Origin of the sequence: Hymenobacter roseosalivarius DSM 11622 (genome assembly GCF_900176135.1) — a bacterium.
Lineage (GTDB): Bacteria > Bacteroidota > Bacteroidia > Cytophagales > Hymenobacteraceae > Hymenobacter > Hymenobacter roseosalivarius.
Map to the genome: position 1 here is coordinate 87,281 of NZ_FWWW01000068.1, position 16,385 is coordinate 103,665.

16 protein-coding genes are annotated in these 16,385 nt (G+C 59.2%); 8 read left to right on the plus strand and 8 right to left on the minus strand.

Going from position 1 to position 16,385, the window contains the following annotated elements; all coding sequences use genetic code 11:
• Positions 1 to 5 precede the first annotated feature (5 nt).
• A complete protein-coding gene (locus tag B9A24_RS10720) occupies positions 6 to 1,187 on the plus strand; it encodes an MFS transporter (RefSeq protein WP_084445464.1) in 1,182 nt (393 codons plus the stop codon).
• Between the two features lie 41 nt (positions 1,188 to 1,228).
• On the opposite strand, the gene B9A24_RS10725 is transcribed toward B9A24_RS10720, so the two are convergent.
• The gene (locus tag B9A24_RS10725) at positions 1,229 to 2,041 is read right to left on the minus strand and encodes a phosphatase PAP2 family protein (protein ID WP_084445466.1); all 813 of its coding nucleotides are present in this window, start codon (positions 2,039 to 2,041) and stop codon (positions 1,229 to 1,231) included.
• Positions 2,042 to 2,585: 544 nt separating this feature from the next.
• Between B9A24_RS10725 and B9A24_RS10730 the strand changes: the two genes are divergently transcribed.
• Positions 2,586 to 3,587, plus strand: coding sequence for a GDP-mannose 4,6-dehydratase (locus B9A24_RS10730; protein ID WP_084445468.1), 1,002 nt, complete (start codon positions 2,586 to 2,588; stop codon positions 3,585 to 3,587).
• Between the two features lie 24 nt (positions 3,588 to 3,611).
• Positions 3,612 to 5,300, plus strand: a complete 1,689-nt coding sequence (locus tag B9A24_RS10735; protein WP_084445470.1) for an ArnT family glycosyltransferase — start codon at positions 3,612 to 3,614, stop codon at positions 5,298 to 5,300.
• Positions 5,301 to 5,406: 106 nt separating this feature from the next.
• Here the strand turns inward: B9A24_RS10735 and ppk1 are convergent, their stop codons facing one another.
• The 4 genes from ppk1 to B9A24_RS10755 form a co-directional block, all read right to left on the minus strand.
• Positions 5,407 to 7,563, minus strand: a complete 2,157-nt coding sequence (ppk1, locus tag B9A24_RS10740; protein ID WP_234997192.1) for a polyphosphate kinase 1 — start codon at positions 7,561 to 7,563, stop codon at positions 5,407 to 5,409.
• 117 nt (positions 7,564 to 7,680) lie between these two features.
• Positions 7,681 to 8,175 carry a SixA phosphatase family protein gene (locus B9A24_RS10745; protein ID WP_084445471.1) on the minus strand — a complete coding sequence of 165 codons (495 nt, stop codon included), beginning with the start codon at positions 8,173 to 8,175 and terminating at the stop codon, positions 7,681 to 7,683.
• Between the two features lie 305 nt (positions 8,176 to 8,480).
• Positions 8,481 to 9,680 (minus strand): GTPase HflX, encoded by a 1,200-nt coding sequence (gene hflX, locus B9A24_RS10750; RefSeq protein ID WP_143434901.1) that lies wholly within the window; start codon positions 9,678 to 9,680, stop codon positions 8,481 to 8,483.
• A gap of 192 nt (positions 9,681 to 9,872) precedes the next feature.
• A complete protein-coding gene (locus tag B9A24_RS10755) occupies positions 9,873 to 10,265 on the minus strand; it encodes a c-type cytochrome (RefSeq protein WP_084445473.1) in 393 nt (130 codons plus the stop codon).
• Positions 10,266 to 10,374: 109 nt separating this feature from the next.
• On the opposite strand from B9A24_RS10755, the gene B9A24_RS10760 reads away from it, so the two are divergent.
• Positions 10,375 to 11,496 (plus strand): glycosyltransferase family 4 protein, encoded by a 1,122-nt coding sequence (locus B9A24_RS10760; protein ID WP_084445474.1) that lies wholly within the window; start codon positions 10,375 to 10,377, stop codon positions 11,494 to 11,496.
• A gap of 66 nt (positions 11,497 to 11,562) precedes the next feature.
• On the plus strand, positions 11,563 to 12,105 hold the full coding sequence (gene rfbC / locus B9A24_RS10765) for a dTDP-4-dehydrorhamnose 3,5-epimerase (protein WP_084445475.1): 543 nt from the start codon (positions 11,563 to 11,565) through the stop codon (positions 12,103 to 12,105).
• Between the two features lie 37 nt (positions 12,106 to 12,142).
• On the opposite strand, the gene B9A24_RS10770 is transcribed toward rfbC, so the two are convergent.
• The gene (locus tag B9A24_RS10770; protein ID WP_084445476.1) at positions 12,143 to 13,441 is read right to left on the minus strand and encodes a UDP-N-acetylmuramoyl-tripeptide--D-alanyl-D-alanine ligase; all 1,299 of its coding nucleotides are present in this window, start codon (positions 13,439 to 13,441) and stop codon (positions 12,143 to 12,145) included.
• 56 nt (positions 13,442 to 13,497) lie between these two features.
• Here B9A24_RS10770 and B9A24_RS22080 point away from each other — a divergent pair, with 56 nt between their 5' ends.
• From B9A24_RS22080 to B9A24_RS10780, 3 genes are read left to right on the plus strand one after another with little or no spacing between them, the layout of a single operon-like run.
• The gene (locus B9A24_RS22080) at positions 13,498 to 13,662 is read left to right on the plus strand and encodes a hypothetical protein (protein ID WP_159452025.1); all 165 of its coding nucleotides are present in this window, start codon (positions 13,498 to 13,500) and stop codon (positions 13,660 to 13,662) included.
• Positions 13,647 to 13,892, plus strand: a complete 246-nt coding sequence (locus B9A24_RS10775) for a hypothetical protein (RefSeq protein WP_084445477.1) — start codon at positions 13,647 to 13,649, stop codon at positions 13,890 to 13,892. The genes B9A24_RS22080 and B9A24_RS10775 overlap by 16 nt, the downstream gene beginning before the upstream one ends.
• Positions 13,838 to 14,050 carry a T9SS type A sorting domain-containing protein gene (locus tag B9A24_RS10780; RefSeq protein WP_159452026.1) on the plus strand — a complete coding sequence of 71 codons (213 nt, stop codon included), beginning with the start codon at positions 13,838 to 13,840 and terminating at the stop codon, positions 14,048 to 14,050. Before B9A24_RS10775 ends, B9A24_RS10780 begins: the two co-directional genes overlap by 55 nt.
• 52 nt (positions 14,051 to 14,102) lie before the next feature.
• On the opposite strand, the gene B9A24_RS10785 is transcribed toward B9A24_RS10780, so the two are convergent.
• Together B9A24_RS10785 and B9A24_RS10790 are read right to left on the minus strand one after the other, a co-directional pair.
• Positions 14,103 to 14,891 carry an amidohydrolase gene (locus tag B9A24_RS10785; RefSeq protein WP_200813908.1) on the minus strand — a complete coding sequence of 263 codons (789 nt, stop codon included), beginning with the start codon at positions 14,889 to 14,891 and terminating at the stop codon, positions 14,103 to 14,105.
• A 123-nt stretch (positions 14,892 to 15,014) separates the two neighbouring features.
• A complete protein-coding gene (locus tag B9A24_RS10790; protein WP_084445482.1) occupies positions 15,015 to 16,175 on the minus strand; it encodes a methionine aminotransferase in 1,161 nt (386 codons plus the stop codon).
• Positions 16,176 to 16,385: the final 210 nt, after the last annotated feature.

Genomic DNA, 16,385 nt, shown 5'->3' on the forward strand with positions numbered 1-16,385 from the left:
CGCCCATGCGTCGTTTCTCCTACCTCACCCGCGCCGTTTGGCTGCTCTCGCTCATCAGCCTGTTCACGGACCTGGCCAGCGAGATGCTGTACCCGGTAATGCCCCTTTATTTGCAGTCTATTGGGTTTTCCGTCTTCTACATCGGCTTGCTGGAGGGCGTAGCCGAGGCCGTGGCGGGCCTGAGCAAAGGCTACTTCGGACAATGGTCCGACAGGCTGGGCCGGCGCGTGCCCTTCGTGCAGTGGGGCTACGGGTTGAGCGCCCTCTCCAAGCCGCTGCTGGCCGTGCTGGTAACGCCCGTGGGCGTGCTGCTGGTGCGCACCCTCGACCGCCTGGGCAAGGGCCTGCGCACCGGGGCCCGCGACGCGCTGCTCTCCGACGAAACCACGCCCGCCAACAAGGGCAAGGTGTTCGGCTTTCATCGCTCCATGGATACGCTCGGGGCGGTGCTGGGGCCCGCGGCGGCTCTGATGTGGCTGGGCAGCCATCCGGGAGAGTTTCGGCCTCTGTTTCTGCTGGCCTTCGGGCCCGGCGTGTTGGCCGTGGGCGTGGCCCTGCTGCTGCACGAGCGGCGGCGCGCGCCCTCGCCCCGGCGGGTGCAGCCGTTCTGGGCGGTCTTCGCTTATTGGCGGGTAGCGCCGCCGGCTTACCGGCGGGTAGCGGGCGCACTGCTGGTATTCGCTTTATTCAACAGTTCCGACGCCTTTCTGCTGCTGCTGGCCCGGCAGCGCGGCCTATCCGACACCACCGTTATCGGGCTGTATGTTTTCTATAATATGGTGTACGTGCTCAGCGCCTGGCCCGCTGGCTACCTGGCCGACCGCTGGGGCCCGCGCCGCCTGCTGATAGCGGGGCTGGTGCTGTTCGCCGTCGTGTACGGGGGCGCGAGCGTGGCCCACACCGGGGGACTTTTCGGGCTGATTTTCGGGCTGTACGGCCTGTACGCGGCGGCCACCGAGGGCATCAGCAAGGCTTGGCTCAGCAACCTGAGCGCCCCCGCCGACACGGGCGCGGCCCTGGGCACCTTCGCCGGGCTCGGCAGCCTGGCGGCGCTGGTCGCCAGCACCCTGGCCGGCCTGCTGTGGCAGTGGCGCGGCCCCGGCTTGCCCTTCGCGCTGGCCGCTGGTGCCGCCCTGAGCGTGGCCGTCTACCTGGGCACGATGCGCCTAGCCGCGCGCCCGGCCTGATTATTCTGTATTCTGTCGGAGCGAACCAGTGCAGGTTGGCTTCAGCGGGGCCGCCAGGTAAAGCTCAGGCCGGGCGCGCCGCCGTAGTACGTGGGCGAAAAGCTCATGCCCGCGGGCAGGCGCGGCTGCCGGCCCCAGCGGTTGCGGTGGGAGAGGTAAGCCAGGTGGGCCGAAAGAATGCCCACGCCGGCCCCGGCAAATACGTCGCTCTGCCAGTGCTTATTATTCAGCATTCGCAAAGCGCCCACCCCGGTAGCAATGGTGTAGGCCCCGATGCCGTACCACTGGCTTTTATCCCGAAACTCGGTGTGTACGATGCTGGCCGCCAGAAAGGCCTGCGCCGTGTGGCCCGAGGGAAAGGCATACTGCTTGCCGTTGGGCCGGTCGATGTTGGTGGCGTACTTGAGCGCGTACACGCTGGCCAGCATAACGGCCTCCGCTTTGCCAATGATGAGCAGGGTATTAAGCCGGTCGTCGCGCGACTCGATGCCGGCCAGGGCCACGGCCCCCAGCTCCAAGTAGGGGGCAAAAATCAGCGCGTCGTCTACGCGGGTATGGAAGGTGGGAAAGGCCCGTTGCAGGTCGCGCCGGGCGTCGTAGCTGCTGTACAGCCCATGGCCGTTGATGGTGCTGATGCCGTAGCCGATCAGTAGCGCGGGCACGATGCTGGCCCGCACCAGCTTGCCCCGATACCAGGCCTTTTTGGTCGGAGTCGGAGCTAGGGTGGAGTTTTCAAACTTATGCAGGGTATCAGCGGCCGGGGGCGCGGCGGGCAGCACCTGGGCATACGTCGGCATTGATGCGCCGACTAGCAGCAGGAGCGCAGTGACGCGGGTAAGGAGAAAGGAACGCATGAAGAAGCTAGAATAGAAAAACGAGGCAAATAACGCAGCTGCTGGCAGTAGCAGACAACAATAAGAGGTCTTTTTGAGGAAAACCTGTAGCTGGGCGAGCCGCTAACTAGTCTGGCCACCTCCTATGAGCGCTCTGGGGGGCTTTTTCGGCGCAGCTTTGTTGCTGTCATATTCAAATAGTCCCCTGGCTCCATGTTGAATTCATTATAGTAGAACGTACACATTTGGAGTCGCGAAACCGCTTTCACGACAGCTGGGGTGTTTTTAAGCCAGCACTTTTCTTTGGTAACAGCTTGACATACAGGATATTCAACGCCAGCCGCGTAAGGCCTGAATAGCATGCTACTCCTCGAAAACACTCGCGCCCGGCCACACTACACCCCAAATCGGCAAGTATAACGAGAGATTCTAAAGACAATCTGTTGGTGAAAACCAGGTTTTGGTAGTAGCGGCAAGGCCGGGCGCAACTGTCGAATTTGCCCTACATTAGCCCTCCCAAGCTCTTCGCACGAGCCTTTTCTTTCTGCTTACCCTTATTAACTATATGGCATCAGTGCTGGTGACGGGTTGCGCCGGGTTTATTGGCTCTCACCTCTGCGAGCGGCTTTTAGCCGACGGCCACCAGGTAGTAGGCCTGGACAATTTTGACCCCTTTTATGCCCGCTCGCTGAAGGAAGCCAACCTGGGGGGCTTTTTTCAGCATCCGAACTTTCGCTTTCACGCCCTGGACCTGCGAGATGGCACCGCCGCCCTGACGCAAACCCTGGGCGATACCGCCATCGACGTAGTGGTGCACCTGGCCGCCAAAGCCGGTGTCGGGCCTTCGGTGCGCGAGCCGGCGGCTTACCTGGACAATAACGTACTAGGTACCACCCACTTACTGGAATGGATCCGGCTCCAGGGTATCGGTAAATTATTCTTTGCTTCCTCTTCCTCGGTGTACGGCAACACGCCCCAGCGGCCTTTCCGCGAAGACCAGGCCCTGCTGCAAGCCTGCATTTCTCCGTACGCGGCCTCGAAGCTGGCCGGCGAGCAGCTGACCTATACCTATCATCACCTCTACGGTCTGAGTGTGCTGAACGCGCGCTTTTTCACCGTTTATGGCCCCCGACAGCGCCCCGATCTGGCGATTCATAAGTTCGTGCGCCTGCTGCGGGCGGGCCAGCCGATTCCTGTTTTCGGCGATGGTACCACGGCCCGCGACTACACCTTCGTACTGGATACGGTGGAGGGCATCGCGCGCGGCGTGCGGTATTTGCTGACTCAGCCCAGCGGCTACGAAACCATTAATTTGGGTAACAGTCACCCCGTACCGCTCCTGGAACTCATTGCAGCCGTGGGCGAAGCGGTCGGAATTACCCCCCAGCTGATCTTTCAGCCCATGCAGGCCGGCGACGTGGACGTGACCTACGCCGACAGCCGCAAGGCGCACGCCCTGCTGGGCTACGCGCCCCAAACGCCGCTGGCGGACGGTCTCCGGCAATTTGTGACTTGGTTGAACGAAGGGCCGGTTGATAGCTCCCATCACGTACACCCCGTCAGCTAGTCGCCCGCACTCTCCTTCGCCTTGATGAAAACTACTCCTGTTTTCGACTCGCCGGCTCGTTGGCTGCGGCTGCCTCTGCTGCTGCTGGTTTGTCTGTTTAGCTGCTTCGTGCACCTGAGTGCGCCCGAAGTCAGCCTGATGGAAGCGCGCAACTTCACGGCCGCCCGCGAAATGGCCGAGGGTGGCTCCTGGCTGCTGCCCACCATGAACGGCGAGCTGCGTCTGGCCAAGCCCCCGCTGCCCACCTGGGCCGTGGCCGGGGTGCTGCGCCTGACCGGCCCGACCGACAATCTGACTCTCCTGCGCCTTCCGGCCGCCCTCATGGCGACGCTGCTGGTAGTGTTTTTCTGGAAACTAGCCGAAGAGCTGACCGCCGACCTTACCGGTGAGGAGGCCGCGCCGGGGCGTACGGCCTGGCTGGCGGCACTGGTGCTGGCCAGTAGTCTGCTGCTCATCACCGTGGGCCGCGACGGGCAATGGGATATTTTCTCCAATAGCTTCATGGTGGGGGCTTTGTGGCTGCTGGTTCGAGGCTGGCTGCGGTCCGGCGCGGGCTACGGGTGGTTTGCCGCGGGGGGCTTTTTGGTTGGGCTAAGCATCCTGAGCAAAGGCCCGGTGGCACCTTATAGCATTCTGCTGCCTTTTGTGGGCTGCTTCGTGTCGCCGCTGTGGGCGCGGCGCGGCGCCGTGCGCGGGCACTGGCGCGGCGGCCTAGTGGCGGCCGGCGTGGCTCTGCTGATCGGGGTAGCCTGGCCCTTATATGTGCTCTATCACGTAGCCCCGGCTGCCCTCGCCGTGGCCCAGACTGAGATAGCGGCGTGGGCCGACCGCCATGTGCAGCCGTTCTGGTACTACTGGAAACTGCCCGTGTTTACGGGTCTGTGGGTAATCGTGGCATTAGCGGCCCTGGCCGTGCCCTACGCCCGCCCCCGCCTGACGCGCTACCTGCCTTACGTCTTCGTGGTGGGCTGGCTGGCCGCCTCCTTTGTTCTGCTCAGCTTGGTGCCCGAGAAGAAGGAACGCTACATGCTGCCGATGCTTTTGCCCCTGGCGCTGCTCATGGGCGGGCTGCTGCGCTACTGGGAAGTAGTGTTTCGTGCGCCCCTCGTGCCGCGCGCCGACCGGCTGTGGCTGCGGACCTGGGCGGGCTTGCTGGCGCTGGTGTGCGTGCTGTTGCCGGCAGCAATGATCTTCTTCCAGCTGCCTGGCTTCGACCTGCGCAGCGTCCGGTTCGCGGTGGCCGTGCCCACTTTGGGGTTGCTGGGTACGGCCGCCTTCTTCTATGGCTTTCGCCGCCCTGCCCCGGCTGGTCTGAGTGGTGTTTCCGTGACGCTGCTGGCAGTGGTGCTTACGCTGCTGCTGCCCGTCTACCCGGTGTGGGAGCGGCGAACTAACGATCCTGGCATGCGCCGTTTGCAGCAGGTACGTCTGAACCCAGGCCTGCGAGGGCTGCCGTGGTATAGCCAAACCGAAATGCATATCAAGCAGGTCTGGCAGGCCGGACATGCGGTGCCCCTACTGCAAGCGCCGCTTTCTGTTCCGCGCCGCCCGCTGGTTATTTTCTCTCTGGCCCCCGAAGCAGTGCATCTGCCGCCCGCCTGGCTAAACCGCACGCAGATAGTCCAGATAGATAGTTTCTATACCGATCATACGCGGGCCGGCGGCCACTGGCGCGTCTGGATTGTCCGGGCAAAAGCCGCCCGGACGAACTAAGCCGCCGGTAGCTTGGCTCCGTCCACGGGAAAGAATACAGAGAAAGGCCCAAACCATAGTGCCGTGCCTGGTAGCCTGAGATTCAGAAAGTGGCTGCAAGCCGCGCTCAGGCAGTGGGCTTCTTCCGGGGGGCTTTTTTGCTCGCCGGTTTAGTCGGTGCTTTCTCAGCCGTCCGTGCTTTGCTTAGCTTTTTCAAATACTCATACGTAGCTAGCTGCGCCCGCACTTGGGGGGCTTTTTTGTCGTCCTGACCAATGAAGTTGTTGTAAAAGTCTCTGGACTTCACGTTGTCCTGGCGCTGGAGGTCGAGCAGGTGGCGTACTTCGGCACGTATCTTCGGGTCGAGGATGGGGAAACCGACCTCCACTCGCCGGTCCAGGTTGCGGGCCATCCAGTCAGACGACGCCACAAACACTTTCTCATCACCATCGTTGCCAAACACATATACGCGGGCGTGCTCCAGGTAGCGGTCCACGAGGCCGCGCTGCTCGATGTTCTCGCTCTGGCCCGCCACCTGCGGAATAAGGCACGAAATGCCGCGTACCAGTAGCTCCACGCGTACGCCGGCCGCACTGGCTTCGTAGAGCTTATGAATCATGCGATCATCCTGTAGAGCGTTTACCTTCAGAATAATGTATGCTTCCTTGCCGGCTTTCGCCAGCTTTATCTCCCGGTCTACCAACTCGTTGAGCCGGTCGCGCAGTTCGAAGGGCGCTACCAGCAAGTACTCGAAATCCTCTTTGGGCTGACGGTCCAGGAAATAGTCGAACACGCGGCTTACTTCGCCGGTCAACCGCTCATCGGCGGTGAAAAGCCCGTGGTCAGCGTAAATCTGGCTGGTTACCTCATTGAAATTGCCGGTACTCAGGTAAGCATATTGCTTGGCCTGCTCATTCTCCGTGCGCGTCACCAAAGCCAGCTTACTGTGTACTTTCAAATCAGGAATACCGAAGATGACGTTGGCACCGGCCTTTTGCAGTTTCTCGGCCCAATACATATTCGATTCTTCGTCGAAGCGGGCCTTCAGCTCTACTACCACTGTTACCTGCTTGCCTTGCTTGGCTGCCTTTACCAAAGCTTTGGCCACCTCGCTTTTGGCCGACACCCGATATAAAGTCGCGCCAATGCTGGTAACGGCCGGATCGAGGGCGGCTTCCGTGAGGAAGCGCGTGACGTACTCAAAGGACTGGTAGGGAAGGTGCAGCAGATGGTCACGCTCTGCAATAGCGGCCAGCATGCTGCCCGCACCGCGCGGCAACGTAGGGTGAGGAAGCGGTGGCTGCGCCGGATACGTAAGGTCGGGGCGGCCGACGTCGGGGAAGCCAAAGAAGTCGCGGAAGTTGTGGTAGCGGCTGCCTGCTACCAGCTCGCTCTTGCCGATGCCCGTTTTCTGCATCACGGTCCGCAGCACTTCGTGTGGCATGGCAGGGTCGTAGAGCAGGCGGGCCGGATAGCCTGTTTCGCGTTTTTGCAGGCTGCTCTTGATCTTGGCCATTAGGTTGCCAGACACTTCCTCCTGAATATCCAGCTCCGCGTCGCGCGAAATCTTAATGGCATGCACCTGCACGCGCTGGTACTGCGGAAATAGCTCGGTTGCGCAGCACCGAATCACGTCGTCCAGAAACAAAACGTAGCGGTCCTCGCCCTCCGCAGGCAGCTGCACAAAACGCCCCCCATGACGTTTGGTGGGGAGTTCAATGACCAATACTCGCTCGTCAGGCTGGTGCTTTTTTTCCTTCACCGGCTCGGTGAGCAGAAAGGTGAGGTACACGCTCTGGTCTTTGAGAAACAGGTGATGCAGGTTATCATCCAGAATGACGGGTGAGAGCAAGTCGCGCACATTTTCGCGGAAATACTCACCAACCCACTCCAGCTGCGTCTCGCTCAAATCATGGTCGGAGAGCAGATGAATGTGCTGGCGATGCAACTCCGGCAGGATGCTGCCCCGAAACGTGTCGCCGAAAGCTTCCTGCTGCTTATTCACCTCGGCCAGCAGGTTTTTGAGCTGTTCAGCTGGTTCTTCGCCCAACTCCTCGCCCAGCTTGGCGCGGGTTTTTTTCTTGAGCTTCACCAGGCGGCGCAGCGTGGCCACGCGCACCTTGAAGTATTCGTCTAGATTCGACGAAAAGATGGCCATAAACTTCAGCCGCTCCAGCAACGGCACTTCCGGGCTCTGGGCTTCCTGCAGCACGCGGGCATTGAATGCCAGCCAGCTCAACTCCCGGTTCAGCAAAGTGGGGTGGGTCTTGGGGGGCATTTCCATGCGTTTTTAAGGGTAGATAAGTAGTGATCAGGGCAAAACGATACGTCGGCCGCCTCCCTTATACGGCCAGCCGCCGCAACATGAGGCTTTCGTGGGTTATTTACTGACGAGGGAGGTCTATTCCTTGTCCCGTGGGTGGTCGTAGAAATAATACTCAGCATTCGTGCGGTCAGCGTGAGCCCAGTGGTCGGTAGCGAAGCGCAGGCACGCGATAGCCGCCGTGGTCATCTCCGGTATTTGTTTGGGAGAGAGTAAGTTGGCGAAATCAGTAATGGTGTTGTTATGGCCCACCAGCAACACGGAGCTGGCCTCATTGGGTAGCTCATGCACCACCCGCATCAGGTCGTTTACGTCGGCCTGATATATTTTCTCCACTACCTGAATCTGGTCGTGCGGGTATTTCAGTACACTTGCCACCAGCGCCGCCGTACTGAGCGCGCGCACCGCTGGCGAGCTAACCAGCAAATCGAGCCGGAGGTGGCGCCGCGCCAACGCCTCGCCCATCGCCGGAGCATCCGTACGTCCCCGGCCGTTCAGGGGCCGCTCCCGGTCGCTCAGGTCGTCAAAGTTCCAGCTCGACTTCGCATGACGCATCAGATACAGTGTTTTCATAAACGAGAGGGTAGAATGAGAATTCGATACTACAAACGTTACGCGAGTTTTGACAAAATGCCAACCTTGGCCCACGAATTTAACCGATTCAGGCTTTGAGACTGGAGCATAGTTATTTGAGAGCAGTTGTAGAGACGCGTATTCGCGTCTAATCGTTGAACAACTGGAACCGCGCCTACTTAACAACGACCGCGACGATTAGACGCGAATACGCGTCTCTACAAGCGGTATAGCGCTGAATTTGCACCACCAAAAAAGCCCCCCAGAACTAATCTGGGGGGCTTTTCATAGCTATTAAACGCAGTTTATTCCTCCTCCACTACGGGTTGCTGATTGGGGTAGCGCTGGTAATGCAGCTTGGCTACATGGCGGGCCAGCAGGCTCCGTAGCTCATCGATGTTGGTGCGTTCCTGCGCCGAAATAAAGATAACTGGGTCATGCATTTTGGCCATGTACGTGGCCTTCAGCTGCTCCAGCGAAGGCCGTTCGGGAGCGTCTTCGTCGGCATTCATACCTTCGAACTGCTGCTCGGCGGCGTTGGACGTATCGGTGCTGTATTGATCTATCTTGTTGAAGACCAGTAGCATCGGCTTATCGGCGGCGTTGATGTCCTTGAGCGTATCGTTCACAACCGCAATTTGCTCCTCAAACGACGGGTGCGAAATATCGACGACGTGTACCAGCAAATCGGCCTCGCGAATCTCATCCAGCGTCGATTTAAAGCTCTCAATGAGGCGCGTGGGCAGCTTGCGGATAAACCCTACCGTGTCGGAAAGCAAAAACGGCATGTTCTCCAGCACCACTTTCCGTACCGTCGAGTCGACGGTGGCGAAGAGCTTGTTTTCGGCAAACACATCGGAGCGCGACAGCATGTTCATGATGGTGCTTTTGCCCACGTTGGTGTAGCCTACCAGCGCCACGCGCACCACGCCCGTCCGCGACTTGCGCTGGGTGTTGCTTTGCTTGTCGAAAGTCTCCAGCTTTTCCTTCAGAAAGTCGATCCGGTCGCGCACCACGCGCCGGTCAGTTTCAATCTCGGTCTCACCCGGTCCGCGCTGCGACACGCCCCCACCCCGCTGCTTGTCCAAGTGAGTCCAGAGACCAGTCAACCGCGGCAGTAAGTATTGATACTGAGCCAGTTCGACCTGCGTACGCGCCGTCGCCGACTTCGCCCGACGAGCAAAAATGTCGATAATCAGCAGGGAGCGGTCCACGATTTTCACCTTCAGCTCCGCCTCCAGGTTGCGCAGCTGAGAAGGTGACAGCTCATCGTCGAAGATGACCATGCTGGCCTTGGTATGATTGACGTAGGCCTTAATTTCGGCCAGCTTGCCCTCGCCCACGAAGGTGCGGGTATCCGGCTTCTCAAGGCGCTGCACAAAGCGCTTGGTAACCTGCGCCCCGGCCGTTTCGGCCAGAAAAGAGAGCTCGTCCAGATATTCCTGGGTAGTGGTGTCGGGCTGGCGTTTGTCGGGCACGGCTACCAGAACGGCCGTTTCGGCCATTACGGTTGTGTTATAGGTGCCCGTGGCGGGGTCGCGGGTGGGCTGGTTTCCGTTGGCGCTATCAGTGGTATTGTGTCGGTTGCTGGTGGTAGGGTTCCAGCTATGGGAGTTTGTTTTTTTCGCCATGTCAGTTTAGAGTAATTTTTCAGTGGCCACGACGGTCGCTAAAGCGCGGTGTCAGGTGAGTAGCGGCTAGCGTAAGGTTAAGGAATACGCGGCTACCTGCTCAATTTCCTGTTCGGTGAGCTGATCTTTGAACGCCGGCATTTTGCCCATGCCCTTGGTAACGATGTACACGCGCCCATTGATGTTTAGGTTGCTTTTGGTAAGGTTGCGGGCACCATTATTCCCCAACTGACCATCGGGGCCGTGGCACACCACGCAGCGCTGAGTGAAAATAGCTTCGCCCGCGGCCAGCGCATCGGTTTCCAAAGTGCCCAGAATAGCGGCCGGCGCGGCCGGATCGGGCTCGGGCAGCGCCGTGGGGGCCGACTGTACCGGATCAGCGGATTGGCAGGCCGCTACACTCAAAAAAAAGCCCCCCAGCGCCAATTGACGCCCTAAATAAGCAGCAGATAGTTTCATTTCCTGACTTATAACACGCAAACGCCGCGCAAAGTACCATCAGTAACGTCCGTTGTCACAATCTTTTCGGGCAAGGCCATCTACCTTTGCCTTACATTCTGCCTGCCTGATGCGCGTTGCTATCGTTATTAATACCTCCTGGAATATCTGGAATTTTCGCCGCAGCCTGGTGAAAGCGCTGCAGGCCGCCGGCCACGAAGTGCTGGCCGTAGCGCCCCCCGATGAGTATTCGGCCCGCCTCGAAACGGAATTAGGCTGCCGGTTTGTGCCCATTCGCATGGAAAACAAGGGCACCAATCCGGTCAAGGACGCTCAGCTCACGCGTCGCTTTTACCAGCTATATCGCCGTGAGCGGCCCGATATAGTGCTGCATTACACCATCAAGCCCAACATCTACGGCACTTTGGCCGCCAGGCTGGCCGGTATTCCAAGCGTTAATAATGTATCGGGTCTGGGCACAGTGTTCATTATTCGCAATATGGTGAGCCGGGTGGCGCTGGGCTTGTATCAGTTTGCGTTTCGGTTTCCGCGGCGGATATTCTTTCAAAACGACGATGACCGCCAGCTTTTTTTGCAGCACGGCCTTGTGCAGCCCCACATAACGGATCTGCTGCCCGGCTCCGGCGTGGATATTCAGCGCTTCCGGCCAGCCGCCGAGTTTAGCCGTCAGCAGCCGTTTACCTTTTTGATGGTGGCGCGGGTGCTGTATGAGAAGGGCGTGGAAGAGTATTTTGAGGCCGCGCGTCTGGTGCGAACTGCCGTGCCCGGTACCCGCGTGCAGCTGCTCGGCGGCGTGGATGAGTCGGGAAATATTGGGGTGAAGCGCACAGTACTGGACGAATGGCTCCGCGCCGGCCACATCGAGTACTTGGGCACTTCCGACAACGTGGCCGAACACCTGGACCAGGCCGACGCGGTCGTGCTGCCCTCGTACCGCGAAGGCACTCCCAAAACCCTGCTAGAAGCCGCGGCCATGGCCAAGCCCATTGTCACTACCGACGTGCCAGGCTGCCGCGAAACCGTAGAAAACGGCGTGAATGGCCTGCTTTGCCAGGTCCGCGATGCTCCTGACCTGGCGGCCAAGATGCTTCAAATTCTGCGGCTCAGCGACGCCGAATTGGCTACCATGGGCCGTGCCAGCCGTCAGCTTGCCGAGCAGAAGTTTGATGAGCAGCTAGTATTGGATAAATACTTGCGGGTAGTTGCGGAGATAGATAAAAAGCGCAAGTAAGCTGCAGAGCGTGCCTAACTTGCCTCTGCATAGCCTTTAGATTTAGGATTGAATTAACTACAACAAATGGAAATTAAGGAGCACTCCATCAGCGGAGTATTTGAGTTCACGCCGCGCGTATTCACCGATGCCCGAGGCGTATTTTTTGAGTCGTTTAGCGGCCGGGAGTTAGCCAAAATTGGTATTACTGATGAGTGGGTACAGGACAATCAGTCTTCGTCGGCGCGGGGCGTGCTGCGAGGCCTGCATTTTCAGAAGCCGCCGTATGCTCAGGCTAAGATGGTGCGCGTCGCCGCTGGCCGTGCCCTCGATATTATCGTGGATATCCGGCCCGAATCGGCCACGTATGGTCAGTATCTGAGTGTGGAGCTGGACGACCAGCGCTGCAATGTGCTGTACGTTCCTATTGGCTTCGCCCACGGCTTCGTGGCGCTCGAAGACGATACGCTGTTTCTTTATAAGTGCTCTAACTACTACCACCCCGGCTCCGAGGGTGGCCTGCACTGGAACGACCCAACGCTCAATATCAACTGGCAGGTAACTGACCCGAACGTGTCGGATAAGGACCAGGTGCTGCCGTTTTTTGCTGATTTCAAGAGCCCGTTTTAGAAGTAAGAATTCCAAGACGGCTATTCTGTCAGAGGACTTACAACAACTCCACCAGCGTTTCCAAACCCATTCCTCTGGACCCTTTTACCAGAATCTGGAAGCCGACCGGGGGGCTTTTTTGCAGCCACGCGGCCGCTTCCGCTTTGGTCGGGAAATAGTGGAAGGCTGCACTAGCATCGGCGGCATGGCGCATATCGAGGCCACAGAGCACGATGGTACCCAGATTTTGTTTGCTGAGTAATTCGCCTAAAGCTCGATGCTCGGCCTCGCTTTCCGGGCCCAACTCAAACATATCACCCAGGATAGCCATTTTTTGCCCCCCACCAGGGCGGGCGGCAAAGCTGCTGATAGCCGCCGCCATCGACGATGGGTTGGCATTATATGCGTCCAGAATAATTTCGTTGTGCGCCGTGCGTACCAGCTGCGAGCGGTTGTTGGTAGGGGCGTAGCCGGCCAGCGCGTCGGCTATGTCGGGGGCGGGTACGCCAAAAAAGCCCCCCACGGCCGCCGCCGCCGCCAAATTAGGGAAGTTGTAGCCGCCCGTAATTTGGGCTTCCACCGTGGTGCCATCAGATAGCCGAATAACCACCTGCGGGTCAGGGCTCACCAGTTCAGCCGGGTAGCTGTCGGTGGGGCCGGGGTAGGTAACGACATGACTGATGTTTGCTGCCAACGCCGGCAGCTTGGGGTCAGCGGTATTGAGGAAAGCCGTGCCGCCGGTCGCCGCCAGAAACGCGAATAGCTCGCCTTTGCCTTTCGCCACGCCCGCCTCGCCCCCAAACCCTTCCAGGTGCGCTTTGCCGATGTTGGTGATCAGGCCGTGCGTGGGCTCGGCCAACTGACTCAGTAAGGCAATTTCGCCCTGATGGTTAGCTCCCATTTCCACGATGGCCAACTCATGCTCAGCGGGCCGGATGCTGAGCAATGTAAGCGGCACGCCGATGTGATTATTCAGGTTGCCCCGCGTGTACTGCACCCGGTAGCGCTTGCTCAACACACTATTTATAAGTTCCTTGGTAGTGGTCTTGCCATTGGAGCCCGTAATAGCCAGCACCGGAATGCTGAGATGGCGCCGATGGTGCCGCGCCAATTCCTGCAAAGCCCCTAGCGGATCGGGGGCATACGTGTAGCGGTCAGGATCGGTGGCAGCTAGGTTGGCATCGTCCACGACGGCGTAGCGGGCACCTTTGGCCAGGGCCTGGGGGGCAAAATCGCGGCCGCGGAAGCTGGGGCCATTCAGGGCAAAAAACAGCGTGTCCTCCTGAGCCTGCCGCGAATCGGTGCTGACGGCCGCGCACTGCTGAAACCGGGCATAAAGGGCCGCTATATTTTCCATGGGGCTGTCAGGAATTTGGGGACTAAATCTAGGTTCTTACTCGTTACTTATCTTGTATGCTGCTACCTGTCCGCTCCCGCTGGTTTATCGTGCTGTTTTTATTACTCCCGACACTGCGGGCAGCGGCACAATCGGGGGCACCGTTTGGGTTCGAGCCGCGGACGGTGGCAAAAGTAACGCACGGCTCCCAGACGCTGTCCAACCCGTGGGCTGGGGGCTAAATTCGCCTCAGTTCTCGGCTATCGACCTTAATAACAATGGTCAATCAGACCTGTACATCTTTGATCGGCAAACTAGCCGCTCGCTTACCTATCTCAACGTGGCGGTAGCGGGCGGTGGGCGCACCTGGCAGTACGCGCTCGAGTACGAGGCCTTATTCCCGACGGACCTGCTCAATTGGGTGCTGCTGCGCGACTACGACTGCGACAACCGCCCCGGCCCGTTCGCCTGACCATCTTCGACCTCACGGGTCGCCGTATCCGCACCATTGCCGCGCCCGCTCGCCGCCATACCCTCGACCTCACCGACCTGGCAGCCGGTGTGTACCTGGTGCGCGCCGAAAGTGTAAACGGCGGAATGACTGCCGTAAAGCGTCTGTTAGTGCGTTAAAAATGCTGCCTCGATGTTGATTGAAGTGTCGGGGGGCTTTTTCGGCTTACTCTTACTTGACCGCTACCGGCTGACCAACCATAAAATCATCGGCATCGAGCAGGGCTGGGAAACGCTCCCGGAAATCCTCCAGATCTTTTCGGCGTAGCGTGCGGGTGATGCCGGTTTCCTGGTTGCCTACCTCTACCAGATACTCGCCGCACATGTCAAGCAGGACCGAGTCGCCGGCGTAGGCGTGGTTGTTGCCATCGGTGCCTACCCGGTTTACGCCCATCGTGTACGCCACGTTTTCGATGGCGCGGGCGCGCAACAAAGTAGACCAGGCCATGCGGCGCACGGCAGGCCAGTTGGCTACATAGAGCAGCAAATCGTAGGGCGCAGCGGCTGGGTTCCGGCTCCAGACGGGGAAGCGCAAATCGTAGCACACCAGGGGGCAAATTCGCCAGCCGCGCCACTCCTCTACCAGTCGCGTGGTGCCGGCCGCATACACATTGTGCTCACCCGCCATCCGAAACAAATGACGCTTGTCGTAGTGGCTGAGCGTGCCGTCGGGCCGCGCCCAGATCAGGCGGTTATAATACTGGCCATCTTCGCGGACAATAAGGCTGCCCGTCACCACGGCATTTCGACTTTCGGCGGCGGCCAAAAGCCACGCGACGCTGGGCCCATCCATGGTTTCAGCCAGTTCGGGTGCTTTCATAGAGAAGCCCGTAGTGAACATCTCCGGCAGCACAATCAGGTCAGTAGCTACCGGCAAATCCTGAATATAGCGCAGCAGCCCGCTTCTATTCGCCTCAGGGTCATGCCATTGCAGGCTGGCTTGTATAAAGGAAACCGTCAGATCAGCCACGGGCAGAGCAGTATAAATTGGTGTTCATAATAACGTAAAACCGACGCTATGGTACACGCCAATATCGTGCCTTTTAGAATAATGTATATATATTTTTTAATTATTTAATGACACTCACCATTTATGCAATCGTTGAGCTGCCGCCGTTAAGGTGTCGGGCTGTTTAGCAAAGCAAAACCGGACAAGTCCATGATCGGTGCCGTCGTGGTAGAAGGCGGAAACGGGCACTACCGCCACGCCCGCCTCGCGGGTAAGCCGACGGGCAAAGCGGACATCGTCTTCACCGGGTGCAATGGTAGCGTAGCGTGCTAGTTGGAAGTAGGCGCCCTGCACTGGCAACAGCTCAAAACGGGTGGGGGCCATCAGCTCCGCAAACAGATCACGCTTTTGCTGATAGAAATCCGGCAGCGCTTCGTAATGAGCAGCCTCAGCCAGCACATCGGCCAGCGCATGTTGCGTCGGCGTACTCACACTAAACGTCACAAACTGATGCACCCGCCGTAATTCCGCCGTAAGTATGGCTGGCGCTACGCAATACCCCACTTTCCAGCCCGTGGCATGATAAGTCTTGCCGAATGATGACAGCACAAAGCTGCGCTCGGCCAGCGCCGGATACTGCAACGCGCTACGGTGCGGCTGCCCATCAAAGGTCATGTGCTCGTACACTTCATCGCTGAGCAGCAGCGTGGGCGTATCGGCGAGCAGCGTGGCCAGCTGCTGCCAGTCGGCATCGGTAAGTACGGCACCGCTCGGGTTATGGGGCGTATTGACGAGTATGAGGCGGGTGCGCGGCGTAAGGGCAGCCGCTATCCGTTCCCAATCGGGCCGAAAATCGGGAAGTAGCAGCGGCACGTACACCGGCACACCGCCCTGCAAGCGAATGGCCGGACCATACAGATCATAGGCTGGCTCCAGCACCAGCACCTCATCGCCGGGCCGCACTACGGCAGCCAGCACACCATACAGCGCCTCCGTGGCACCACTCGTAATCGTGATGTCGGTATCGGGGTTGGGGGGCAAAATCCCGTACAGCTGTGCGGTTTTCCGGCTGATTTCTTCGCGCAGGCGTAGCAGGCCCGGCATCGGGGCATATTGGTGGTGCCCACTGGTGCGCGCATGGCGGGCCAGCGCCTCCGTAAGCACCTGCGGCGGATCATAATCGGGGAAACCCTGGGCCAGATTGATAGCGCCACATTCGGCGGCCAGCTGCGACATGACAGTGAAAATACTGGTGCCTACATCGGGCAGCTTGGACGCAAAGGCAGGTAAAGGCATATAAGCAGTAGGAGGTCTTTTATAAGAAGGTGCCAGAATACTTCAGCTAAAGCAGCGCTAGTGCGGTTTCGTCGTCCGTGTACACGGACGACGAAACCGCACTAAGCGTAGGAAAGACGGCAGCAAACAGGCCTTAAGTTTACGCAGTAGAGTCCAGATTATAAGAAGCAAGCTGATGCTGGTAAGGTCTCCTTCAATAGCTAAAAAGCC

Coding starts and splice junctions, on each gene's coding strand:
- B9A24_RS10755 (WP_084445473.1), bottom strand. CDS start 10,265: ATGAAACTATCTGCTGCTTATTTAGGGCGTCAATTGGCGCTGGGGGGC.
- hflX (WP_143434901.1), bottom strand. CDS start 9,680: ATGGCCGAAACGGCCGTTCTGGTAGCCGTGCCCGACAAACGCCAGCCC.
- B9A24_RS10735 (WP_084445470.1), top strand. CDS start 3,612: ATGAAAACTACTCCTGTTTTCGACTCGCCGGCTCGTTGGCTGCGGCTG.
- B9A24_RS10745 (WP_084445471.1), bottom strand. CDS start 8,175: ATGAAAACACTGTATCTGATGCGTCATGCGAAGTCGAGCTGGAACTTT.
- B9A24_RS10790 (WP_084445482.1), bottom strand. CDS start 16,175: ATGCCTTTACCTGCCTTTGCGTCCAAGCTGCCCGATGTAGGCACCAGT.
- B9A24_RS10760 (WP_084445474.1), top strand. CDS start 10,375: ATGCGCGTTGCTATCGTTATTAATACCTCCTGGAATATCTGGAATTTT.
- B9A24_RS10725 (WP_084445466.1), bottom strand. CDS start 2,041: ATGCGTTCCTTTCTCCTTACCCGCGTCACTGCGCTCCTGCTGCTAGTC.
- rfbC (WP_084445475.1), top strand. CDS start 11,563: ATGGAAATTAAGGAGCACTCCATCAGCGGAGTATTTGAGTTCACGCCG.
- B9A24_RS10730 (WP_084445468.1), top strand. CDS start 2,586: ATGGCATCAGTGCTGGTGACGGGTTGCGCCGGGTTTATTGGCTCTCAC.
- B9A24_RS22080 (WP_159452025.1), top strand. CDS start 13,498: ATGCTGCTACCTGTCCGCTCCCGCTGGTTTATCGTGCTGTTTTTATTA.
- B9A24_RS10720 (WP_084445464.1), top strand. CDS start 6: ATGCGTCGTTTCTCCTACCTCACCCGCGCCGTTTGGCTGCTCTCGCTC.
- B9A24_RS10770 (WP_084445476.1), bottom strand. CDS start 13,441: ATGGAAAATATAGCGGCCCTTTATGCCCGGTTTCAGCAGTGCGCGGCC.
- ppk1 (WP_234997192.1), bottom strand. CDS start 7,563: ATGGAAATGCCCCCCAAGACCCACCCCACTTTGCTGAACCGGGAGTTG.